The sequence below is a fragment of the Neobacillus sp. DHD-1R genome, assembly GCF_057747995.1.
This window is the reverse complement of the sequence record NZ_CM173232.1, coordinates 4,124,606-4,146,516: the sequence shown is the minus strand read 5'-3', so window position 1 is coordinate 4,146,516 and position 21,911 is coordinate 4,124,606. Positions and strand designations below refer to the sequence as shown.

The window sequence follows — 21,911 nt, the reverse complement described above, 5'->3', positions numbered from 1 at the left end:
ACTTTGAAACAGGGTTACCTTACTTTGGAAACGGGAGAAGTGTTCGAAGGTGTGCTAATTGGTGCAGAAAAGGATTCTCTCGGGGAAGTTGTATTTAACACCAGTATGACAGGGTATCAAGAAATCATCACAGATCCATCCTATGCAGGACAAATCATCACTTTCTGCTATCCAATTATCGGAAGCTATGGAATTAATGCCATCGATGATGAAAGCATTACACCTGCATTATCCGGTGTCATTATCAGTGATTTATGCGAAACACCAAGCCATTACCAATCAATCAATAAATTTTCTGAAAAACTAAAGCAAGCTGGCGTCCCTGGGATTGCTGGAGTAGATACTAGACTGCTGGTAAAGACGATTCGCAGCCGTGGAACAGTTAAAGGCTATATATGCCAAGAAAAGGAATCGGATTTACCTTCAACCACTAAAACACATTGGGTAGATCAAGTATCAACGAAAAAAATCCAATGCTTCAAAAATAATGGACCCCATGTGGTGCTTTTAGATTACGGCTTTAAGAAGTCTATTCTAAATGCCCTTTTAGAAGAAGACTGTGCGGTTACGATCGTGCCTTACAATACGTCATATGAAAAAGTTAAAGCCTTGAATCCAGATGGTGTTCTGTTAAGTAATGGACCTGGTGATCCGATGGAACTAAAAAAATGGTTTCCGGAAATCAAGAAAATTACGCAATCTTACCCAACGCTAGGTATCTGTCTCGGGCATCAACTAATCGCCCTAGCATATGGGGCAAAAACAACCAAACTAGCCTATGGGCATAGGGGCGGCAATCATCCGGTCAAGGAGTTAACGACCGGAAAGGTTAAAATAACGGCACAGAATCATGGTTATGTGGTTGTGGATGAAAGCATTGATAATAAAGTTTTTACGATAACTTATCGCAATGTGAATGATCAATCCATTGAAGGTCTAAAGCATAAAACCTACCCAATTCAAACAGTCCAATTTCATCCAGAAGCCCATCCCGGACCAAGTGATACCGAATATATATTACACGATTTTGTCAGTCAGATCGCTTCATTGGGAGAGAACGTATATGCCATTAAATAAAAATTTAAAGAAAGTACTGGTAATTGGTTCTGGTCCGATTGTGATTGGGCAGGCAGCAGAATTCGATTATGCCGGTACACAGGCGTGTATCGCCTTAAAAGAAGAGGGAATAGAAGTCGTATTAATTAATAACAATCCAGCCACCATTATGACAGATGAAGCTGTTGCTGATAAGGTGTATATTGAACCCTTAACCATCGAAACAATCGAAAAAATCATTCAGAAGGAAAAACCGGATGGTGTAATAGGTACATTAGGCGGTCAAACAGGTTTAAATTTAACCGTTGAACTATTTGAACAAAAGATATTAGAAAAATACAAGGTGAAATTATTGGGTACCTCTGTTGAGTCTATTAAAAACGGTGAAGACAGAGAAAGGTTCCGTAATCTCATGCTAAAAATCGGTGAACCGATACCTGAGTCAGCCATCATTCACAGCATCGCTGAAGGGGTACAATTCGTTAAGGAGATTGGCTTTCCTGTAATCATACGTCCTGCCTATACCTTAGGAGGGGATGGCGGCGGTTTTGCTTATAATGATGAGGAACTCGAATCGGTCTTAAAAAAAGGTTTAGCAGCAAGTCCTATTCAGCAAGTTTTAGTTGAAAAGAGCATCAAAGGCTGGAAGGAAGTAGAATATGAAGTCATGCGTGATGCAAATGATACGTGCATCATTGTTTGCAACATGGAAAATATGGACGCTGTTGGTGTTCATACAGGTGATTCTGTTGTTGTCGCGCCATCACAAACATTAACAGATGTACAATATCAAATGCTTCGTGATGTTTCCATTAAAGTAATTAGAGAATTGGAGATTATCGGCGGCTGCAACATTCAGTTTGCCCTTCACCCGGAATCCAATCATTATTACATTATTGAGGTGAACCCAAGGGTGAGCCGTTCGTCAGCGCTTGCATCAAAGGCAACTGGATATCCGATTGCAAGGATGGCGGCAAAGTGTGCGATTGGGTACCATCTTGATGAGATTGTAAATCCGATAACTGGTAATACGTTTGCTTCCTTTGAGCCAGCGATTGATTATATTGTGGTAAAACTACCCCGCTTTCCCTTTGACAAGTTTCCAGAAGCCGATCGGACTTTGGGGACCCAAATGAAAGCAACCGGAGAGGTCATGGCAATTGACCGGACTTTTGAAGGTGCATTAAATAAAGCAATTCGGTCGATGGAAATGAATGTGTACGGTCTATGCCTAGAAGAAAATAAATCATTAAATGAAGCTCACCTTTTTGAACTTCTAGAAATAGCTAATGACAGACGGTTATTTGTCATTGCCGAGGCATTTAGAAGAGGAATCTCTCTTGAAAAAGTACAGAAATCGACTGAGATTAACCCGTGGTTTTTGCACAAAATTAGCTCAATCGTTGCGTTAGAACAGGAATTGGCTGCCTATCAATGGGATACTGTTCCTATGAGCCTGCTGAAAGAAGCAAAACGAAATAATGTTGCTGATAAACTTTTATCGCAAATTTATCGTATTTCTGAAAAGCAAATTAGAAGTAAGTGGAAAGAATTAAACTGGAAACCAGGCTATAAAATGGTTGACACCTGCTCAGCTGAATTTGATGCCGTCACACCCTACTACTATTCTACTTGGCATGGTTTTGATGAAGTAGAAGTAACAAGCAAGAAAAAGATCCTTGTTATCGGGTCAGGACCAATTCGAATTGGCCAAGGAATTGAATTTGATTATTGCTCGGTACATGCTGCAAAGGCGATCAAGAAAAAGGGCTATGAGGCAGTAGTGATTAATAACAATCCTGAGACTGTTAGTACGGACTATTCGGTTGCAGACCGTCTTTATTTTGAACCACTTGCCGCAGAAGATGTTCTTCATGTCATTGAAAAAGAAAAGGTCGATGGTGTTTTAATTCAGTTTGGCGGACAAACGGCTATTAACTTGGCCCATGATTTAGAAGAAGAGGGCGTTAACATCTTAGGCACAACTGTTACGAATGTTGACCGTTTAGAGGATCGGAAGGAATTTTACCAACTGCTTGAAGATTTATCTATACCACATATTATCGGTAAAACGGTTGCACATGCTGAAGAATTGGCAGGCGCAGCTGCTAGCTTAGGATACCCTGTACTTGTGCGCCCATCCTATGTCATCGGCGGGCAATCGATGTTTACGATTTTTTCAGAACAAGAATTAAATCAGTATATAGTACAGCTTGAGAAAAACTCAAATACGACTATGTGGCCATTGTTAGTTGATAAATTTATACCTGGTCTAGAATGCGAGGTTGACGTAATCTGTGATGGAGAAAACATCGTTGTTCCAGGTATTTTTGAACATATAGAAAAGGCAGGGGTCCACTCGGGCGACAGCATTTCAGTTTTTCCACCAATTTCTTTGTCAGATAAACTGAAGGAAACATTAATTGAGTATGCTGGGAAAATTGCTAAATCTGCACCTGTTATCGGCATAATGAACATTCAATTTGTCATTTATGAGGAAACAGTCTTTGTTTTAGAGGTAAACCCTCGTTCATCACGGACCGTGCCAATCATGAGTAAAGTGACAGGAGTTCCAATGATAGAATGGGCGACAAGGGTTCAATTAGGGGAATCCTTAACTTCTTTATCCCAAACGCACGGATTACTACCAGAACCTACTTACTTTTCAGTCAAAGCACCAATCTTTTCTTCCAGTAAACTTAAGGGAGTCGATCATGTGCTTGGTCCGGAAATGAAGTCAACTGGTGAAGCTCTTGGAATAGGCACTACCTACCAAGAGGCCCTAGAAAAATCGCTTCCATCCATAAGTGGAGATACAGACAAAAATTATATTTTTTGTTCCATTTCTGACCGTGAAAAACTGGATAGTCTTGCTATTATTCAAGCGTTACTTAAAAGAAAGTACAAGATTGCTGCAACAGAAGGAACTGCTGTATTTCTTCAAAACCATGGCCTTCCCGTTGAGCAAGTAGTCAAGAATGAAGAAGATGTAAATAATCTTTTTCGAAACAGACCTGTTAAGGCTGTTATTAATATACCAAACCAAGGTCGAAATAAAATTAAATTCGGTTTTCAAATACGCGAGCATGCTGTCCGCTTTAAAGTTCCTGTGTTTACCCACCTAGATACCATCGAGGCGACAATTGGCTTGCATAAAGAGCCTAGAAACGAATACGGAGTTTATACGGTTAGTGAGTATTATAATAGTCAAAAGAGAGGTGTCGTTCATGCTAGAAGCAATTAAAACGAATGAAAAAAGTAAGGCAAATAAACCAGCGCTTTCAGGGAAAGACTTTCTACAGCTCTCTGATTTCAGTTCAACCGAAATTATCCACTTACTTAATGTGGCTGTCGAGTTAAAAAAGATGCAAAAACAAGGAATCCCCCATCCATTTTTAAGTGGAAAAGTATTAGGGATGATTTTTGAAAAATCCTCTACGCGTACAAGGGTATCATTTGAAGTGGGGATGTTACAGCTGGGAGGACATGCTATATTTCTAAGCTCAAGGGATATTCAGCTAGGACGTGGAGAAAGTATTTCAGATACGGCGAAGGTATTATCCCGCTATGTAGATGCTATTATGATCCGAACTTTTTCACATGAGTCTGTTGAAGAATTAGCTAATCATGCAACCGTGCCTGTTATTAATGGGTTAACGGACCTGCAACACCCGACCCAAGTTTTAGCAGATTTGCTTACTATCCTTGAACATAAAGGAAAATTGGCTGGATTAAAGCTTTGTTATATTGGAGACGGTAATAATAATATGGCTCATTCCTTAATGGAAGGGGCAGTAAAAGTAGGAATGGACATAAGTATTGCCAGCCCTCCCGGATACTTGCCAAATGGAAAAATCACGGAAAAGGCCATTCAAGCTGGAAAAGAATACGGTAGTTCCGTTTTGATCACGAACAATCCGGTTGAAGCGATAAAAGATGCAGATGTTATCGTTACAGATGTCTGGACCAGCATGGGCCAGGAAGAAGAAACAGCTATTCGATTGAAGGCATTCCAAACCTTTCAAGTCAATGAGGAATTATGCAGCCATGCAAAAGAGGACTTTATCTTTTTGCATTGTTTGCCAGCACATCGTGGTGAAGAAGTAACCGCAGAGATTATCGATGGTTCACACTCGGTCGTTTTTGATGAAGCAGAGAATCGTCTGCATGCCCAAAAAGCAATTTTGAAACTTTTACTAAAGTAATAGTTTCATTTTTCATGAGATATGTTGTATAATAATTCTATTGATTGAATAAAAATTCATAAATAGTTTGAGGAGAATACAGATGACAAAGGAAAAAATTGTTTTAGCATACTCAGGTGGTTTAGATACTTCAGTATCTGTTAAATGGATTCAGGAAAAGTATGGTTATGATGTCATTGCATTAGGCTTAGATGTGGGCGAAGGAAAAGACTTAGAAGCAATTAAAAACAAAGCCTTAAATGTGGGTGCCATTAAAGCGTATATGATCGATGCAAAAGAATTACTAGCGAAAGAATATATATTACCAGCTTTAAAAGCAAATTGTTTATATGAAGGGAAATATCCATTATCCTCTGCACTTTCCAGACCACTCATTTCAAAATTATTAGTCGAGGTCGCGGAAAAGGAGGGTGCCACTGCTGTTGCTCACGGCTGCACAGGAAAAGGAAATGACCAAGTTCGTTTTGAAGTTTCCATTCAAGCGTTAAATCCAAGTTTAAAGGTGGTTGCTCCGGTTCGTGAATGGGGCATGACACGTGATGAAGAAATTAAGTATGCGGAGGAAAACGGAATTCCTGTTCCTGTAGATTTAGATAATCCCTTCTCGATTGATGCAAACATTTGGGGACGTGCCTGTGAGGCGGGAGTTCTTGAAGATCCGTGGGCTGAGGCACCAGAAGCAGCCTTCGATTGGACGAATCCTATTGAATTAACCCCAGATGCTGCTGAATATATTGAAATTGAATTCGAACAAGGTGTACCGGTTGCGCTAAATGGTGAAAAGCTTCCACTTGTTCAATTAATTGAAACACTTAATACGCTTGGTGGTAAACATGGGGTAGGGCGTATTGACCATATTGAAAATAGATTAGTAGGGATCAAATCAAGGGAAGTGTATGAAAATCCTGCCGCATTAATATTAATTAATGCCCATAGAGAATTAGAATTTTTAACCCTGACTCGTGAGGTTACACAATTTAAGACACAGGTTGAACAACAGATGGCAAAAATCATTTATGAAGGTCTATGGTATTCACCAATCAAACCAGCACTTGATGCCTTTATTAATGAAACACAAAAGGTAGTTTCAGGAACTATTCGCGTTAAGCTCCATAAAGGGAACCATACTGTTGTTGGTAGAAAATCTCCACATAGCCTTTACAACGAGGAACTTGCCACATATGCAAAAGGTGACGCTTTTGATCATAATGCGGCAGTCGGATTTATTAAACTTTGGGGGCTGCCAACAAAGGTATATTCTGAAGTGAATAATAAAGAAATCATATTAAAATAATCCGGATTGCCCTCGAATCCTATTTCGGGGGCTCTCTTCTTTACTTTTTAAGGAGGATCATACGATATGTCAAAGTTATGGGGCGGACGCTTTACAAAGGAAACAAACAAGCTGGTAGAGGAATTTACAGCTTCGATTTCTTTTGATCAAAAGCTAGCAAAGGAAGATATTTCCGGAAGTATGGCCCATGTACAAATGCTGGGAGAATGCGGCATTATTCCGATGGAAGATGCCATAAAAATTAAGGATGGCCTTCTATCTATAAAAAAAATGGTAGATGACAATCAAGTTGAGTTTTTAGTAGAAGATGAAGACATTCATATGAATATTGAAAAGCTTTTGATTGAAAAAATCGGACAGGTGGGAGGCAAGCTCCATACCGGTCGAAGCCGTAATGATCAGGTGGCAACTGATATGCATCTTTATTTAAGAACGAAAACGACAGAACTGATTAAATTAATTGAAGATGTACAACAGGCCTTTATTGCGCAGGCGAAAGAGAATGTTCAAACATTGATTCCAGGGTACACCCACCTGCAGCGTGCCCAGCCGGTTTCCTTTGCCCATCATTTAATGGCGTATTTTTGGATGTTTGAACGTGATAAAGAGAGATTGATTGACTCGCTGAAACGGGTAAACTGGCTTCCGCTTGGTTCTGGTGCCTTGGCAGGGACGACATTTCCTATCAACCGTGAACGTGTTGCGGAACTGTTAGGCTTCGAAACAATTTATCCAAATAGCATGGATGCTGTTAGTGATCGAGATTTCATCCTAGAATTCTTGTCAATCGGTTCAATTATTATGACGCATATTTCAAGATTATCTGAAGAGTTGGTACTTTGGTCAAGCCAAGAATTCCAGTTTATTGAGCTTGATGATAGCTTCTGTACAGGTTCAAGTATAATGCCGCAAAAGAAAAACCCAGATGTACCCGAGCTGCTGCGCGGAAAAACTGGTCGAACCTATGGAAATTTGATTGGTTTGTTGACTGTACTGAAAGGCTTACCACTCGCTTATAATAAGGATTTGCAAGAAGATAAAGAAGGCATGTTTGATACGGTGGAGACGCTTGAAGGATCCTTAAAGCTGTTAGCACCCATGATTGAGACCATGACTGTAAAAAAAGATGTGATGCGCAAGGCGATCAACAATGATTTTTCCAATGCCACCGATATTGCCGATTATTTGGTTACAAAGGGATTACCATTCCGTGAGGCCCATGAAGTAATCGGGAAAATTGTTTTGTATGCGATTCAGTCAAACAAATTTTTATTAGATTTAAGCTTTGATGAATATCAGGAATTCAGTCCATTGTTTGAAGAGGATATTTACAAGGTATTGGCTCCAGAGCACGTCGTAGCGGTAAGAAATAGCTTTGGCGGAACTGCTCCGGAACAAGTGGAGAAGCAAATTAATTTGGCCGAGGGAAAACTGAATCAATAAGATTTTTTTGAATATTATTGACAATAACAATTATTTAAACTAAAATACTTTCTATAACTTGGAAATTTACTGAAAAATTAATATAACTCTTATCCAGAGCGGCGGAGGGACTAGGCCCGATGAAGCCCGGCAACCATCAAGGTATTCCTTGAAAAGGTGCTAATTCCTGCAGGTTATTTATGACCTGATAGATAAGAGGAGGAATTCAGCCCTCTTCTTATGAAGAGGGCTTTTCCTATTTGAAGGCTCTGTTAATGTTATATGAAGGGTGGATCAACATGTCTGTAATTAAAGTGGCAATCCTAGGTTTTGGTACGGTGGGTGAAGGAGTTTATCGGACTATTCAAACACATGCAGAGGAGCTGACAGTGGCACTAGGGAAAAAAGTTGAGGTTGCAGCTGTTCTGATAAAAAACACACAGAAGGAAAGAAATATAAGTGAAGATGTCCTGATCACTTCAGATTTTACAGAAATCCTAAATCTGCCACAGCTTGATATTGTGGTTGAAGCGATTGTTGGCAAGGACCCTACCTTTTCATTTCTAACAAGAGCTATTCAACGAGGCTGTCACATTATTACAGCAAATAAAGAGATGTTTGCCCACTATGGAAAAGATCTGCTTGAACTTGCAGAGAATCATCATGTTTCAGTAGGGTTTGAGGCTACGGTTGCAGGTGGAATCCCAGTTATTCAAACACTGCGGCAATTATTAAATGTAAACCGTGTCCAAGAGGTTCAAGGAATCCTAAATGGGACATCGAATTTCATCTTGACAGAAATGCGCGAAAAGAAGCTGACCTTTGCCCAAGCACTAAGGCAAGCCCAGGAAAACGGTTATGCTGAAGCAGACCCAACCAATGATGTTGAGGGCTTTGATGCCTTTTATAAAACGATGATACTTAGTAGACTTGCCTTTGGGAAAAGTCCTAATTGGCAGGAGGTCGAACGAGTAGGAATTACGTCCATTACACCTGAGATGATTGAAGAAGCTGCGAAGCTAGAATTAAGATATAAGCATATTGCCAGCATTTATAAATCTGGTAATCAAATAAAAGCAACGGTTAAACCAGTTCTTGTAGGGAAAGAGCATCCCTTTTATCATGTAGAAGGGGTTCAGAATGCCGTAAATGTCTACTCTGATATTGTTGGACGAATAACGCTTCAAGGCCCCGGTGCAGGAATGTATCCAACTGCCAGCGCCGTGATTGAGGATTTGGTCTATGTATGCCAAAACCCTCCGGTTAAACGAAGTCTCAAATTTAAATCAAATCACTATGTTTTATAGATAGTGTAAAAAAGAGCTGATGGCTCTTTTTTTTATTTAGGATGGGTAGTAGTTTAGTCAATTCCAAACGGATTACATATTGTGTAAAAGATTAACAAATAGGACTAGCTATTTCATAAATGAAATAGAAGGGGTAACACCATGTCAGAAAGGAAATATAAAAAGGATGAAGAGATCGAGGTTAGCGTCATTATTCCATCTCTTAATAAATACCCACTAAATTTATTTACCCTCTATTCGCTTGAACACCAGACTTTTCAATCTGAAAAAATGGAGGTTATCTTTATTGACGATGCCTCTACAGATCAAACAGAGGAAAAACTTAAGGATTATTCACCCCCATACAAGTTTAAATATATTCGCAGCAATGAAAGACTTGGTAGAGCGAAAGGTAGAAATCTAGGCATACGTTCTGCAAGAGGGAAGGTTCTTATCTTTTTAGATGCAGAAATGATAACAGAACCAGATTTTGTTCAAAATCATTTTCAATATCACCAATCTAATCAAAAAGTAATAATCACAAGGGCCATGCACTCCAAATCCCTCTATTCATGTATTTTCCCCGACTTTTCTAAGCAAAAAATAACTACAATTTCAGATATAACCCAAAATAATCCTGACGTATATGCGAGATACAAGGAGTGTAACTTTCCTCTTGAACAGCCATATCTATTACTAACAAAAAACGATATAGCTCGAAAAACCTTTAAAGATTTAGCATTTAGTGCATATCCATGGTTCCGACAAATTATTAGAAAGTTTAATGCGGATTTGGAAGGGTTTGCATTTCCCTGGATGGCCTTTCTAACAGGAAACGTTTCCATTCGTAAAGATTTCATTGAACAGGCAGGGGGATTTGATGAAGAGTTTTTCCACTACGGTTATGAAGATTGGGAATTGGGATATCGGCTATTTAAAAAGGGAGCCCGCTATATTGTTAGCAACGAAGTAATTACCTATCATCAAGAGTTTCCTATCGTGGATAGAAAATGGAATGAGGCAATTGCAAACTTTGGTCTATTCACAATAAAACATCATGATGTTGATGTGCTAATTTTAGGATTAGAGCTTTCAGGTCATACAGATTTATTAACAATGAGTAAGATCCTTAGGGAATATAAAAAACTGGTAAACACATATGATTTAAAATATTTTCAAGAAACATTCATACACATCCTCAGAACCATTATTCTTTTGCTTCAAGTAGGTATTCGTCATCTTAATATTCTTGGAGCGGCAGGTTTAGGTACAGAGGATAGAAAAGAATTATTAAGTGATATAAATCTTATTAAGAGTTTGCATGACTATCCAAATTTAACCTATTTTTTAGAAAAGGTTATGAAATCATAACCATAAAGGAGTATAATCAGTGGTTTCTATTATTACTTGTACGATTAGAGATGAGAATATCGATAATGTTTTCAAAAATTATCAGCGGCAAACCTGGAAGGATAAAGAGCTCATTATCATTTTAAATAAAGATTCAATGAACATTGACCGATGGCTCAGCAGGGCAAGGAGCTATCCGAATGTTCAGGTTTATCAATTACATGAAAAAGCAGCTTTAGGAGACTGTTTAAATTTCGGTGTCATGAATGCAAATTATGATATTATCGCTAAATTTGACGATGATGATTATTATGGACCGGATTACATTAGGAATTCGATGGTGGCTTTTGAGAATAAAAATATTTTTATTGCTGGTAAAAGTTCATATTTTATTTATTTTAATAATAAAAAAGCATTGATCCATGTCCCAGGTACGGAAAATGCTATTACTGATACAGTAGCAGGTGCAACATTAATGTTTCGAAAAGAAGTATTTTTTTATGTTCGTTTTGAAAAGGTAAATCGTGCCGAGGATTACTTTTTTATTGACGAGTGTAAAAAAAAAGGCTTGAATATTTATTCAACCAATCACCATGACTTTGCCGTCATTCGCCAAGACGTGGACAAGCACACCTGGAAAATTAATGATGAGGATTTAATGGAATGGGGAGAACTAATTGCTTATACAAATCATTTTCAATCCTTAGTGTCGAAACGAGATTGAAATATGTATTAAATAATATATTAAGGTTTGAAAGTTGGAGAAGCAGAATATCCCTGCTTCTCTCTTTATAAGATAAGACAGCATAAAAATCTTCGAGAATTGTCCAGCTCCAGCGCCCTAGCGGCTAGTGCCCTTCGCTCTCCGCCCTACGATAAGTCAAGCACGAATGCGCCTCCGGCTCTTCGTGTTTCCTTTATCTCTGTTGGAGTGCTCCACAAGGAAGGCTTCGGCAGCATTGGCTTCGCACGAAGGAAAAGCGTTAGCTTTTCCGAGGAGGCCATACGCCGCTGACCAGGGCGCTTCCGCTTTTCGTGCCTATTTATTTCGATTTTTGACACGCTGGTTAGCTGCATTTGCCCGGGCCTGTGCTTCAAGATCTGCATGGTCAGCGAACTCTGCTGAATATTCTACATCTTGTCCATCTGATTTTAGGTTTTTAGGGACTTGTGGAAGTGACCCCTTATTATTTTTATGCCCAACCATGAAAAAAACCCCTTTCGACATGAACTAGTGGAAGCTTTTATGCTTCCTTACTAGCTTTTACAATTTGAAAGAGGTCCATTAATGGAAATATTTTTAAATCAATTTAAAGCCGCGTTTTTTTGTCGTGAAAACCCGCAGCGCGGTCGGCCATTTTAAAATCTCGCTGATATTTTACTTCCTGCATACTGGTTAAGGAATATTTTCCACCATTTCTGCTGTCTTTTTTCTTCTTTTCTCCCATTTTGCTCATTCCTTTCAACATTTTTTAATTGTCATCAGGCAGCTAAGTAAAAGTTAAAGCACTACATATGTACTTATTTCCATTTTTACCTATTGGGAAAAGAATGATACTGATTTTTGGAAAATAAATTTTTAAAAAATGAAACTGAATATGGTAAAGTAGGTTTGAGGTGAACGATATGGCCGTTATTACAAAAATCACCACACAACAGAAAAATCAAGATCGTTTTAATGTGTTTATCGATTATGGTAAAGGTGAAGAATTTGCTTTTAGTGTTGATAGTGATGTTTTAATTAAGTTTCAATTAAAAAAAGGAATGGAACTTGATGAATTTTCTTTCTTGGAAATTCAATACCAAGACGATATTCGAAAAGCATACAACCTAGCTGTTAATTATTTGGCAAGAAGAATGAGATCCGAAAAGGAAATAATGGATTATCTGATTAAAAAAGAAATAGATGAGCCTATCATTGAGGAAGTAATACATAAATTGTCTGCCCAAAAGTATATCAATGACCAAGAATTTGCTATTGCCTATGTGCGGACACAAGTAAATACAACGGATAAGGGCTCTACTGTCATTAAAAGGGAATTAAAGGAAAAGGGAATTGCCGAGGGCCTTCTCCTTCGGGCACTGGAGGAATTTTCTTTAGAGCAACAGATTGAGAAAGCGGTGAAAATCAGTGAAAAGTTTTTTCAAAAGAATGCTAAAGAATCACTTAAAACCCAAAAACAAAAGCTGGAAAATTTACTACTTAGAAAAGGATATTCTTTTGAAATCATTGAGATAGCTATTAATGAAACGGAAGTTCCTAAACAGGACGATGAGGAAATGGAAGCTATTAGATTTCAAGGTGAAAAGGCCCACAGGAAATATGCTCAATACTCCGGGTATGAGTATCAGCAAAAAATGAAACAGACTTTATTCCGTAAAGGTTTTTCAATGGATCTGATTGAACGTTATCTGACAGAAAAAGAAAACTCATGACCAAATGCGTCATGAGTTCACTTGTGAGGTGCAAAACATTCAAACACAAGTTAAATCACTATTTAATTCGCAAGTTTTTCACCACTAAATTCACTGGACATTTCAAATAAGTCTTTGTTCGCCAGAGCCCTGCATATTGAGGACATTTTTCTAGCTAACCATGTGAGGTTTGTCCTCAATAGCCCTTATTGAGGACAGTTTCCCCGCTAACCATGTGAGTTTTGTCCTCAATAGCCCTTATAGAGGACAGTTTCATCACTAACCATGAGAGGTTTGTCCTCAATAGCGCTTATAGAGGACATTTTCACCACTAACCATGTGAGGTTTGTCCTCAATAGCGCTTATAGAGGACAGTTTCCCCGCTAACCATGCAAGGTTTGTCCTCAATAGCCCTTATAGAGGACAGTTTCATCACTAACCATGAGAGGTTTGTCCTCAATAGCCTCTATTGAGGACATCTTTCCTCGTTTCATGGCAGTTTTTGTCCTCAATAGCTCTAATTGACGACTGAGATTGAATTAAAAAAATTCAAGTAGCCAACACGATAAACCTTGTAACCATTCACACTATAAAACCAAATCCGTCATGAGTTTTTATTATCAATGATAATCGAATCCTGATCGATTTGAGCCATTATTATTTCTGCGATTTCTTTGGCAGATCGTAATCGTGATTTGTCCTTAATGTGTGTACTTTCATCCCAAAATGGGGTATCCATGCCGCCCATATAAACGGCCTTAAACGCCATTCCACTGCCTGCGTATTCTTTTTGCAAGCTTTCCGTAAATCCCCTGACAGCAAACTTGCTTGCTGCATATACTGCTTCATTGATTTTACCACGCAGGCCTGCAGTGGAGATAATATTCATTACCAACCCATCGCCACTCTGCTTTAAGGCGGGGATGACGGCTTTTGTCATCAAAATAGTTCCTAATACATTGGTTTCTACCATCTCATTAACCTGCTGGATCTCTGCTTCTATAAATGGACCAAAATGTCCGACACCTGCGTTATTGACCAATCCGAAAACTTCGTATTTATGGAGGATTTCTTTCATTTTATTTTCAATGTCTTCATTGTTACGGATATCTAATGAAAGGATATCTGCTTTTCCGTCAACCGTTTCTATTTCCTGTTTTACATCCGTTAATTTTCCAACCGTTCTGCCTGCTAACAAAATATGAAAGCCCTTTTGTGAAAAAAGAAGAGCTAATTCTTTACCTAAACCAGACCCAGCTCCAGTGATAATGATTGATTTCATTATATTACTCCTTTAAATAAGTTTAACCTTTATTAATTGTTCAATTCTTACTATACTAAAATAAAGAACTTAAGGGGAGAGAAAACATGCAGCTGGAAAAACGGTACAGTGAAATGACCCACCATGAATTAAGACAAGAAATTGCTGAACTACAAGAAAAGGCTAGAAAGGCCGAGCAAATGGGAATGGTGAATGAGTTTGCTGTTCTTGAAAGAAAGGTACAAATGGCTCGAGCTTATTTAACAGATCCTGATTCGTTTACACCCGGGGAAATTTATGAAATCGAAGGTGATCCAGGCCAATATTTCAAAATTGATTATATGAATGGTGTTTTTGCGTGGGGATATCGATTAAATGGTGATGGCAAAGAAGAGGCCTTGCCCATCTCCTTATTAAAGTCATTAAAATAATCAATGTCTAATGGGGCAAACCAGAGATTTCTCTCTGGCTTGTTTGCTGCTGCTTTATTGCCATACCTGTGGTGATTCATCATCGCGTTCACCTGAGGCCCGCATCCGCTCTTGTGGATGTGTATTAATGGTACCATCTGCTCGTTTTGAAGCATATTCTGCCTTTGCTCTCGGTTCTCCCTCAAGTTTGTTATTATTTTGGTTAGGGAAATTCGTTTCTTTGTTTCTCATGCTGTACCTCCATTTAGGGAATGAGAAAAACGTGAAAAGCAAAGCATTCTCAATGCTTACCACGTACCGATAGTATTTGCGCTTTTCATGAGGGATATGTTATAAGAAAATGGTAATGAGGTGTGTTTATGAATGAGTATCACGAAAGACTAATAAAAATGTTAATGGATAAGAACAATAATCTTTCCTATGACCAGGCTCGAACATGGGTGGAGCTGTTATGGGAGGACTTCGAATCATCCTATGCGAAAGCTGGCTGGGAGTATAAGGGCAGTGAAATGGCAGAAAGAATTGTCACCCAATGGATTGAAAATTATGGTGATAAGCTGCATGAATTCGTTGCCACAAATCCTAAATATAAGAAATTTTTATCTGAGGAATCAAATAACCAACATTAACGAAAAAGGGCTCCTTGAGGGAGTCCTTTTCTTAATTCGAAATAATCCTTAATTTTTTCCTTAATTTCTTTTCACTAAATACCCAGCCTGTATAGGAACTAATGGGATGTAAGTCACGATCTAGTTGAACAACGGCAACAAACGGGTAGTGGCCATTACTTCGGTAGCGTAAATCAATAAACCGTACTTCATAATAATCGTTGTATTCATCCACTTCCCAGCGGTAAACAGGAGAGAAAGATAAAAACGCTGAAAGATTCTTATCCTTTTTAGCAGCTTCTATTACTGGTGTTTTAGGTACAGGAATACGAATAAACCGATCCAGTATTTCTACCTTGTTTTTAACAGACCTCCCAACGAAGAATTCTTTCTTATTCATGGCAGCAATTCTCCATTGATGAAATCGCATTGTCGGAGCAATAATGATTTCTGTAGCATCTGGGATTATAGTTCTAATCTCAACCAGAACCCTTTTCTTAGCAAGATATCTCCTGATGTAATAGGCGATAATGACCGCGTACATTATTAAAAATGTTGCACCGGGGTTTGCTCCTAAAACCCAGATAATAATACCGAAAACGTGAATGCCGAAGATGAACGGATCAAATGTATTGATCATCCCGAGAGCCACCCATTTAGCTGAAAAGGGTCTCAGTGCTTGAGTACCATAGGCATTAAAAATATCAACAAATACGTGAATAAACACCGCTGCAAACGTCCAAGCCCATAAATGCAATAGATTTGCATAAGGAAAAAAAGGATAGACAACTGCTATAATAAAGAGCGGCCATAATAATACAGCAGGTATGGAATGAGTAACCCCACGATGATTCCGAATGTATATCGCATTATTTCTCAATTTTAAAATCGTGTCAATATCTGGTATTTGTGAACCGACTATTGTGCCAATTAATACGCTTGTCATAGTAGCATGGCTGCCAGCTACTGCAGGATCCAGCGTTGCAAGACCACCAAGGGCAATTCCCATTACAATATGTGTTCCTGTATCCAAAAGGCAATTCCTCCTTTAATAGGTTCTTGTCAAAAAAGCCAATATAGATTATCGTAAACGAAAATGCTAATTATTATTTTCCCTTTTTTCGTATTGTTTAACAAGCTGGAGGAATAAAAGTTATGATAATTGAACATGAGTATGCTGAAAAAATCAATATATATGCTTTTCAAGCTGATTTAATTTCCTGGTTCAAACAGGAACAACGTGATTTGCCGTGGCGGAAAGATCAGGATCCCTACAAGGTTTGGGTTTCTGAAATCATGCTGCAGCAAACACGAGTTGATACAGTAATACCCTATTTTAATCGATTTATTGATTGGTTTCCGACGATCGATGCTTTGGCTGATGCCGAGGAAGATAAAGTACTGAAAGCTTGGGAAGGATTAGGCTATTATTCAAGGGTCCGAAATCTCCAAACTGCTGTGAAAGAGGTAAGGGAGAAATATAACGGAACCGTGCCAAATACACCAAAGGAAATTGCCGACCTTAAGGGAGTAGGGCCCTATACAGCAGGGGCTATATTAAGTATTGCCTATGGAAAACCAGAGCCAGCCGTTGACGGAAATGTGATGAGGGTGTTATCCCGAATCTTATTAATTTGGGATGACATCGCAAAACCTTCAACTCGAAAAATTTTTGAACAAGCCGTTCGTGAATTGATCTCGCATGAAGACCCATCTTCATTTAACCAAGCATTAATGGAATTAGGGGCATTAATTTGTACGCCTACCTCGCCTTCCTGCTTATTATGTCCAGTACGTGATTATTGCCAAGCTTTTCATGAAGGAGCGGAAAATGAACTGCCAATAAAAACGAAAAAGTCAAAAACCCGTGATGTTCAACTCGCAGCGGCAGTCCTAACAGATCCCTCTGGAAAATTTTTGATTCATAAACGCCCCGCAACTGGGTTGCTTGCGAATTTATGGGAATTTCCTAATGTCGAAATTCATCATGAAATACAAAGCAACCGCGAACATGTGGCTGCTCTTTTTAAACAGAATCTAAATTTAGAAAGTAAACTTGAAAAAATCATCGGCCAACTTGACCATGTTTTTTCACACTTGGTTTGGAATATTAATGTCTATTCAGGAACAATATCAGCTCCGTTAGGGAAAAGGGAAGACTGGAAGCTCGTGTCCTTAGAAGAAATGGAACAATATGCCTTCCCTGTCTCTTATCAAAAAATGATTAAACTCTATCAAGAGTATTTAAAGAAGTAAAAGAAAGACTCAAAAGGGTCTGGTCAGAATTTAACACTCGATATATAGTCGCATATTGGGAAAGGCTCAGCGACAAATTGAGGTTATGTGGGGAAGACCCTTTGATTTTTTATCACTTCTTTAAACTATTCTTGAAAAATTAGGTTGAAAGGTACAGATACCCAAGTCATAATCAATCATAGACCGTTTTTGTCCCGTGAGTATAGTCAGCTTCTTGGCGTTTTATGCCCCCGCGGTTTTCTATTTCTTCAATGATTTCTCGATGAATGGACTGCCCTTCGCTATTTAAATATGGAGCAATTTGCTGTAAAGAATGATGGAAAAAAGCAAGTTCGCTATCCTGCCAATCCGTTTTTGACATCATTGAAAGTTCAGTCATATCACGTCCAACATACATAATTTCTTTTCCTCCTCTTAATGAGTATTTGACATTAGTGTTTTATATTAATTGTCTTCTATTCACGGAAAAGCTAAAATGAAATGAAAAGCCAAAGCTTCCATTAACAGAAATCCACTTGTTTCTGGTGTTGAAGCTGGATATAATCAATTTTTATTATATTAAAATTAGATATTTAAAATAAGAAGGGAAAAGGAACATGACACAAAAAGTAGCACTAATTACAGGAAGCAGTAGAGGAATTGGCAGGGCCACAGCAATCCGTTTAGCAGAAGCAGGATATGACATAGTTATTAATTACGCGAGAAGTAAGAAATCAGCCCTTGAGGTTGCCGAACAAATCGAGGCTATTGGCAGAAAGGTTCTAGTGGTAAAAGCAAACGTTGGTGATGTGGCTAAAATAAGAGATATGTTTGTCCAAATTGACCAGGAATTTGGCCGTCTGGATGTATTTGTGAATAATGCTGCATCAGGCGTTCAACGGCCCATCATGGAACTAGAAGAGTCCCATTGGGATTGGACTTTAAATATCAATAGCAAAGCCCTGTTATTCTGTGCCCAAGAAGCGGCAAAATTGATGGAAAGAAACGATGGAGGTAAAATTGTCAGCATTAGTTCACTCGGGTCAATTCGTTATTTAGAAAATTATACAGTTGTTGGTGTCTCTAAAGCTGCACTAGAAGCGTTGACAAGATATTTGGCAGTAGAATTAGCACCTAAGAATATTATTGTCAATGCAGTTTCCGGTGGGGCCGTTGATACCGAAGCATTAAAGCATTTCCCTAATAGAGAAGAATTGCTTGAAGAAGCAAGGAAAAAAACGCCAGCTGGAAAAATGGTTGAGATTGAAGATATGGTTAATTGTGTTATGTTCCTTTTAGCTGAAGAGTCAAGTATGATCAGAGGGCAAACTATCATTGTTGATGGTGGAATTTCGTTACTCGTTTAATTATTTTTATATAATTTTTTTGGATAATCACCACGGATGAAGGATACATTAATCTCGTGGAGGTGATTACTATGGCAAACTTCAACCAACAGCCAAACAAGACTTCAGCTGGAACTAATATCCAGGAAGTTAGACAACAAAATGCTCAATCAACTGGTTCAGCAGGTTCAGCAGGTCAATTTGGAACTGAATTCGCTAGTGAAACAAATGCTGCAGAAGTAAGAAAGCAAAACGCTCAATCAGCAGGTTCTGCCGGTTCTGCAGGTCAATTTGGAACTGAATTCGCTAGCGAAACAAATGCTCAAGAAGTAAGACAGCAAAACCAACAATCCCAAGCTCGTAAAAACCAAGGCAGCGGCCAATTTGGTCAAAGCTAATAATACCTAAAAAAGAAGGTGCTCTTATTTAATAAGAGTGCCTTCTTTTTTTGAAGAAGCGTTCCAGTCCATACGCCGCTGACCGGGTGCTTCCGCTTTTCTTATTGTCCAGCTCCAGCACCCTAGCGGCTAGTGTCCTTCGCTTTTCTTATTCGACAAAACTTCTCTTTTGTCTACATAAGTAGTCAAAGGATAAAATCTATCGTTCAAGAATACATATAGTAGCTAAAAAATAAGGCGGTGAGGGAAATGAATCATTTTAACCGATTAGTTTCCGAACAAATGGTGACAATGGAAAAATTACTGTATCTTCAAGCAGAACTTGAGCGTTGTCAGCAAATAGAAGATGAGCTCCAAACTCTGCAAAAAGCTACAGACCTAGAAAGCATTCAAAACGATATTCAGCTAATGAAAAAAGAGCTAAAAGAAATTCAATTAATTTTTGAGCAGCAGACAGAAGAGGTAATTAATTCTTATCGCGAAATGAACTTGGCTCCTTCCAACTAGGTTCTGAAACAAAAAGGAGAAAAAAATACGCAAATTTTACAAAGAGCCATTGAAATATGGCTCTTTTGTTTTAAATTCTGTTGTTTACCGTTATAATAATAGAAAATAGGAATTTTACTTTGCTGCCTCTTCTTGTTAATTATAAGTTAGAAGAGGTGCAAAGCGTTCAGGAATGAAGGTAGGGGAGAACATGGTAGTACCCATAGAAGGTGAACCAATGCAAATACATAGCTATAAACACAATGGGCACATCCATCGCGTCTGGGAAGAAACAACCGTTTTAAAAGGGTCGCAGAATTTGGTGATTGGTGGAAATGATCGAACACTTGTTACAGAATCAGATGGCAGAACATGGATTACCAGGGAACCTGCCATCTGTTATTTCCACTCACAATACTGGTTTAATGTAATTGGGATGATCCGTGAAGACGGCATTTATTATTACTGTAATCTCAGTTCACCATTTATTTTTGATGGTGAAGCATTAAAGTATATTGATTATGACCTTGATATCAAGGTGTTTCCTGATATGACCTTTAATTTACTAGACGAAGATGAGTATGAACGCCATCGTCGTGAGATGAATTATCCGGATGTGATTGATCAAATTTTAAAAAGAAATGTGGACAAATTAATTCAGTGGATTCGCCAGCGTAACGGCCCATTTGCTCCCGATTTTATTGATATATGGTATGAACGGTATTTAACGTACAGACGTTAGACGTAATTTACTTATTTCGAGGATGTCTCAAAACAAAGGGTCAGACCCCACAACCTCAATATATCGCTGAACTTTCCTTATAGGCGACTATATATGAGTGTTAAACGTGAGGTCAGACCCTTTTGAGACATCCTTTTGTCTGTCTTTGTAAACGAATGGAACTTGAAAAAAAGCGGATGGCCATAATAAAGGGTCAGACCCCTTTGAGACATCGATTATTTATTCATTTCTTCTTCTCCAATAGAAACTTCATTGTGATGATAGGAATGAAAGCTAGTTATCAAGGTATCAAGATGTTCTACCTGTTCGCCATAATCAATAATAGATGCGACAATCTGCATGCTATGATAGATATGCGGATTCTGCTCGGTGGCTGCATTTTGATATTCTAGGAAAAAAAAGTTAACTAACTCTGCTTCATTTACGTAATCATTTTCTTCTGTGTTTGGAGGAGGTGTTGGGATTTTTCCGATGAATCTAAGCAATACTTGTTCATGATGGTAAATTAGACCGTCTAGCTGTTCTTGGATGGATTGCTTAAAATCTTCTGGCAGCTGCAACAATTCATTTTCAAATCGATGCAGTCTTTTTAACGTATCAAGTGCCTTTTTGGCGGTTAAATTTAGCTGTCTATAAATAACAAGTTTTCTCAATTTTTCGGGATTGTTTTTTGGAAAATAACTACGCTCTTCTTTATACATTTTATAAAACTGATCCATAATATTTATACTATTTTTGAATTTTTTAATATCTGTCTTAAGTAGTTGATGATCATAGTCATGGCGTGTACTTAAGCGAATCCACTTAATGATTTCCTCAGTTGTATTTACGATTTTAAAATAAAGCTTATTTTCATATTTTGGCGGCATAAAGGCAAGATTGACTAAAAACGCCGAAAATACCCCAATCATGATGGTCGAGAATCGAATTCCGGCAAACTGAATAAAACTTCCACTCTGTGTTTCCATAATTGAAATTAGTGTTACAAGCGAAAGACCAATCGTATTCTCAAGTTTAAGCTTAAGATTAATAATAATGACAATAATGGCTGCTAATCCAATCATGAGGATGTGATTTCCTAATAAAAGTACAAAAGCCACCGCCAGTAAGGCCCCAATAATGTTTCCTTGAATTTGTTCGATGATGGTCAAATAAGAGCGATAAATGGTTGGTTGAATCGCAAATATAGCAGCTATCGCTGCGAATACTGGGGAGGGTGAATGCAGCAGTTGACCTAAGTAAAGGGATAAGATAATGGCAATTCCCGTTTTTAAAATGCGGGCACCTAACTTCATTTCGAATAGTTTCCTTTCAAAAATTAGTAATTGAATTCAATGAATAACAAATATGTACTATACAGGGATTAAAGATTATAA

Annotated in this window: 23 protein-coding genes and 1 riboswitch; of the genes, 16 read left to right on the top strand and 7 right to left on the bottom strand. The window is 38.3% G+C overall.

Going from position 1 to position 21,911, the window contains the following annotated elements:
* Positions 1 to 3: 3 nt before the first annotated feature.
* From AC3ANL_RS20510 to AC3ANL_RS20475, 8 genes are all read left to right on the top strand, one after another.
* Positions 4 to 1,077: a carbamoyl phosphate synthase small subunit gene (locus AC3ANL_RS20510; RefSeq protein WP_488329786.1), complete on the top strand. Its 1,074-nt coding sequence runs from the start codon at positions 4 to 6 to the stop codon at positions 1,075 to 1,077.
* On the top strand, positions 1,064 to 4,300 hold the full coding sequence (gene carB / locus AC3ANL_RS20505; RefSeq protein ID WP_488326209.1) for a carbamoyl-phosphate synthase (glutamine-hydrolyzing) large subunit: 3,237 nt from the start codon (positions 1,064 to 1,066) through the stop codon (positions 4,298 to 4,300). Before AC3ANL_RS20510 ends, carB begins: the two co-directional genes overlap by 14 nt.
* Positions 4,284 to 5,261, top strand: coding sequence for an ornithine carbamoyltransferase (gene argF / locus AC3ANL_RS20500; protein ID WP_488326208.1), 978 nt, complete (start codon positions 4,284 to 4,286; stop codon positions 5,259 to 5,261). Before carB ends, argF begins: the two co-directional genes overlap by 17 nt.
* Before the next feature lie 82 nt (positions 5,262 to 5,343).
* Entirely contained in the window at positions 5,344 to 6,555 is a 1,212-nt protein-coding gene (locus AC3ANL_RS20495) for an argininosuccinate synthase (protein WP_488326207.1), read from the top strand.
* A 66-nt stretch (positions 6,556 to 6,621) separates the two neighbouring features.
* Entirely contained in the window at positions 6,622 to 7,998 is a 1,377-nt protein-coding gene (gene argH / locus AC3ANL_RS20490; protein WP_488326206.1) for an argininosuccinate lyase, read from the top strand.
* A gap of 86 nt (positions 7,999 to 8,084) precedes the next feature.
* Positions 8,085 to 8,196, top strand: a riboswitch (SAM riboswitch).
* Between the two features lie 80 nt (positions 8,197 to 8,276).
* Entirely contained in the window at positions 8,277 to 9,284 is a 1,008-nt protein-coding gene (locus tag AC3ANL_RS20485) for a homoserine dehydrogenase (RefSeq protein WP_488326205.1), read from the top strand.
* A gap of 141 nt (positions 9,285 to 9,425) precedes the next feature.
* Positions 9,426 to 10,634 carry a glycosyltransferase family 2 protein gene (locus AC3ANL_RS20480; RefSeq protein ID WP_488326204.1) on the top strand — a complete coding sequence of 403 codons (1,209 nt, stop codon included), beginning with the start codon at positions 9,426 to 9,428 and terminating at the stop codon, positions 10,632 to 10,634.
* A 19-nt stretch (positions 10,635 to 10,653) separates the two neighbouring features.
* Entirely contained in the window at positions 10,654 to 11,337 is a 684-nt protein-coding gene (locus AC3ANL_RS20475) for a glycosyltransferase (RefSeq protein WP_488326203.1), read from the top strand.
* A gap of 315 nt (positions 11,338 to 11,652) precedes the next feature.
* Here the strand turns inward: AC3ANL_RS20475 and AC3ANL_RS20470 are convergent, their stop codons facing one another.
* Complete coding sequence (locus AC3ANL_RS20470; RefSeq protein WP_488326202.1) at positions 11,653 to 11,820, bottom strand: YfhD family protein; 168 nt, start codon at positions 11,818 to 11,820, stop codon at positions 11,653 to 11,655.
* A gap of 103 nt (positions 11,821 to 11,923) precedes the next feature.
* The gene (locus tag AC3ANL_RS20465) at positions 11,924 to 12,061 is read right to left on the bottom strand and encodes a YfhE family protein (protein WP_488326201.1); all 138 of its coding nucleotides are present in this window, start codon (positions 12,059 to 12,061) and stop codon (positions 11,924 to 11,926) included.
* Positions 12,062 to 12,239: 178 nt separating this feature from the next.
* Between AC3ANL_RS20465 and recX the strand changes: the two genes are divergently transcribed.
* A complete protein-coding gene (recX, locus tag AC3ANL_RS20460) occupies positions 12,240 to 13,049 on the top strand; it encodes a recombination regulator RecX (RefSeq protein WP_488326200.1) in 810 nt (269 codons plus the stop codon).
* Between the two features lie 583 nt (positions 13,050 to 13,632).
* Here recX and AC3ANL_RS20455 read toward each other — a convergent pair.
* Positions 13,633 to 14,310 carry an SDR family NAD(P)-dependent oxidoreductase gene (locus tag AC3ANL_RS20455; protein ID WP_488326199.1) on the bottom strand — a complete coding sequence of 226 codons (678 nt, stop codon included), beginning with the start codon at positions 14,308 to 14,310 and terminating at the stop codon, positions 13,633 to 13,635.
* A gap of 86 nt (positions 14,311 to 14,396) precedes the next feature.
* Here AC3ANL_RS20455 and AC3ANL_RS20450 point away from each other — a divergent pair, with 86 nt between their 5' ends.
* A complete protein-coding gene (locus AC3ANL_RS20450) occupies positions 14,397 to 14,720 on the top strand; it encodes a YfhH family protein (RefSeq protein WP_488326198.1) in 324 nt (107 codons plus the stop codon).
* Positions 14,721 to 14,774: 54 nt separating this feature from the next.
* On the opposite strand, the gene AC3ANL_RS20445 is transcribed toward AC3ANL_RS20450, so the two are convergent.
* Positions 14,775 to 14,951, bottom strand: coding sequence for a small, acid-soluble spore protein K (locus tag AC3ANL_RS20445; RefSeq protein WP_488326197.1), 177 nt, complete (start codon positions 14,949 to 14,951; stop codon positions 14,775 to 14,777).
* A gap of 128 nt (positions 14,952 to 15,079) precedes the next feature.
* Between AC3ANL_RS20445 and AC3ANL_RS20440 the strand changes: the two genes are divergently transcribed.
* Positions 15,080 to 15,349 carry a YfhJ family protein gene (locus AC3ANL_RS20440; RefSeq protein WP_488326196.1) on the top strand — a complete coding sequence of 90 codons (270 nt, stop codon included), beginning with the start codon at positions 15,080 to 15,082 and terminating at the stop codon, positions 15,347 to 15,349.
* 31 nt (positions 15,350 to 15,380) lie between these two features.
* On the opposite strand, the gene AC3ANL_RS20435 is transcribed toward AC3ANL_RS20440, so the two are convergent.
* Positions 15,381 to 16,361 (bottom strand): metal-dependent hydrolase, encoded by a 981-nt coding sequence (locus AC3ANL_RS20435; protein WP_488326195.1) that lies wholly within the window; start codon positions 16,359 to 16,361, stop codon positions 15,381 to 15,383.
* Positions 16,362 to 16,483: 122 nt separating this feature from the next.
* Here AC3ANL_RS20435 and mutY point away from each other — a divergent pair, with 122 nt between their 5' ends.
* A complete protein-coding gene (gene mutY, locus AC3ANL_RS20430; protein ID WP_488326194.1) occupies positions 16,484 to 17,584 on the top strand; it encodes an A/G-specific adenine glycosylase in 1,101 nt (366 codons plus the stop codon).
* Positions 17,585 to 17,756: 172 nt separating this feature from the next.
* Here the strand turns inward: mutY and AC3ANL_RS20425 are convergent, their stop codons facing one another.
* Positions 17,757 to 17,981, bottom strand: coding sequence for a hypothetical protein (locus tag AC3ANL_RS20425; protein ID WP_488326193.1), 225 nt, complete (start codon positions 17,979 to 17,981; stop codon positions 17,757 to 17,759).
* A 199-nt stretch (positions 17,982 to 18,180) separates the two neighbouring features.
* Here AC3ANL_RS20425 and fabL point away from each other — a divergent pair, with 199 nt between their 5' ends.
* The 4 genes from fabL (at position 18,181) to ntdP (ending at position 20,535) form a co-directional block, all read left to right on the top strand.
* Positions 18,181 to 18,930, top strand: coding sequence for an enoyl-[acyl-carrier-protein] reductase FabL (gene fabL, locus AC3ANL_RS20420; RefSeq protein ID WP_488326192.1), 750 nt, complete (start codon positions 18,181 to 18,183; stop codon positions 18,928 to 18,930).
* A 71-nt stretch (positions 18,931 to 19,001) separates the two neighbouring features.
* A complete protein-coding gene (locus AC3ANL_RS20415) occupies positions 19,002 to 19,307 on the top strand; it encodes a gamma-type small acid-soluble spore protein (RefSeq protein WP_488326191.1) in 306 nt (101 codons plus the stop codon).
* A gap of 249 nt (positions 19,308 to 19,556) precedes the next feature.
* A complete protein-coding gene (locus tag AC3ANL_RS20410) occupies positions 19,557 to 19,814 on the top strand; it encodes a YgaB family protein (protein ID WP_488326190.1) in 258 nt (85 codons plus the stop codon).
* Positions 19,815 to 20,004: 190 nt separating this feature from the next.
* Entirely contained in the window at positions 20,005 to 20,535 is a 531-nt protein-coding gene (ntdP, locus tag AC3ANL_RS20405; protein ID WP_488326189.1) for a nucleoside tri-diphosphate phosphatase, read from the top strand.
* Between the two features lie 215 nt (positions 20,536 to 20,750).
* Here ntdP and AC3ANL_RS20400 read toward each other — a convergent pair whose 3' ends face one another.
* Positions 20,751 to 21,830 (bottom strand): aromatic acid exporter family protein, encoded by a 1,080-nt coding sequence (locus tag AC3ANL_RS20400; RefSeq protein WP_488326188.1) that lies wholly within the window; start codon positions 21,828 to 21,830, stop codon positions 20,751 to 20,753.
* Positions 21,831 to 21,911: the final 81 nt, after the last annotated feature.

Coding starts and splice junctions, on each gene's coding strand:
- argF (WP_488326208.1), top strand. CDS start 4,284: ATGCTAGAAGCAATTAAAACGAATGAAAAAAGTAAGGCAAATAAACCA.
- AC3ANL_RS20450 (WP_488326198.1), top strand. CDS start 14,397: ATGCAGCTGGAAAAACGGTACAGTGAAATGACCCACCATGAATTAAGA.
- AC3ANL_RS20400 (WP_488326188.1), bottom strand. CDS start 21,830: ATGAAGTTAGGTGCCCGCATTTTAAAAACGGGAATTGCCATTATCTTA.
- AC3ANL_RS20485 (WP_488326205.1), top strand. CDS start 8,277: ATGTCTGTAATTAAAGTGGCAATCCTAGGTTTTGGTACGGTGGGTGAA.
- ntdP (WP_488326189.1), top strand. CDS start 20,005: ATGGTAGTACCCATAGAAGGTGAACCAATGCAAATACATAGCTATAAA.
- recX (WP_488326200.1), top strand. CDS start 12,240: ATGGCCGTTATTACAAAAATCACCACACAACAGAAAAATCAAGATCGT.
- carB (WP_488326209.1), top strand. CDS start 1,064: ATGCCATTAAATAAAAATTTAAAGAAAGTACTGGTAATTGGTTCTGGT.
- AC3ANL_RS20415 (WP_488326191.1), top strand. CDS start 19,002: ATGGCAAACTTCAACCAACAGCCAAACAAGACTTCAGCTGGAACTAAT.
- AC3ANL_RS20455 (WP_488326199.1), bottom strand. CDS start 14,310: ATGAAATCAATCATTATCACTGGAGCTGGGTCTGGTTTAGGTAAAGAA.
- AC3ANL_RS20425 (WP_488326193.1), bottom strand. CDS start 17,981: ATGTATGTTGGACGTGATATGACTGAACTTTCAATGATGTCAAAAACG.
- AC3ANL_RS20480 (WP_488326204.1), top strand. CDS start 9,426: ATGTCAGAAAGGAAATATAAAAAGGATGAAGAGATCGAGGTTAGCGTC.
- fabL (WP_488326192.1), top strand. CDS start 18,181: ATGACACAAAAAGTAGCACTAATTACAGGAAGCAGTAGAGGAATTGGC.
- AC3ANL_RS20470 (WP_488326202.1), bottom strand. CDS start 11,820: ATGGTTGGGCATAAAAATAATAAGGGGTCACTTCCACAAGTCCCTAAA.
- AC3ANL_RS20495 (WP_488326207.1), top strand. CDS start 5,344: ATGACAAAGGAAAAAATTGTTTTAGCATACTCAGGTGGTTTAGATACT.
- AC3ANL_RS20445 (WP_488326197.1), bottom strand. CDS start 14,951: ATGAGAAACAAAGAAACGAATTTCCCTAACCAAAATAATAACAAACTT.
- AC3ANL_RS20440 (WP_488326196.1), top strand. CDS start 15,080: ATGAATGAGTATCACGAAAGACTAATAAAAATGTTAATGGATAAGAAC.
- AC3ANL_RS20410 (WP_488326190.1), top strand. CDS start 19,557: ATGAATCATTTTAACCGATTAGTTTCCGAACAAATGGTGACAATGGAA.
- AC3ANL_RS20465 (WP_488326201.1), bottom strand. CDS start 12,061: ATGGGAGAAAAGAAGAAAAAAGACAGCAGAAATGGTGGAAAATATTCC.
- argH (WP_488326206.1), top strand. CDS start 6,622: ATGTCAAAGTTATGGGGCGGACGCTTTACAAAGGAAACAAACAAGCTG.
- mutY (WP_488326194.1), top strand. CDS start 16,484: ATGATAATTGAACATGAGTATGCTGAAAAAATCAATATATATGCTTTT.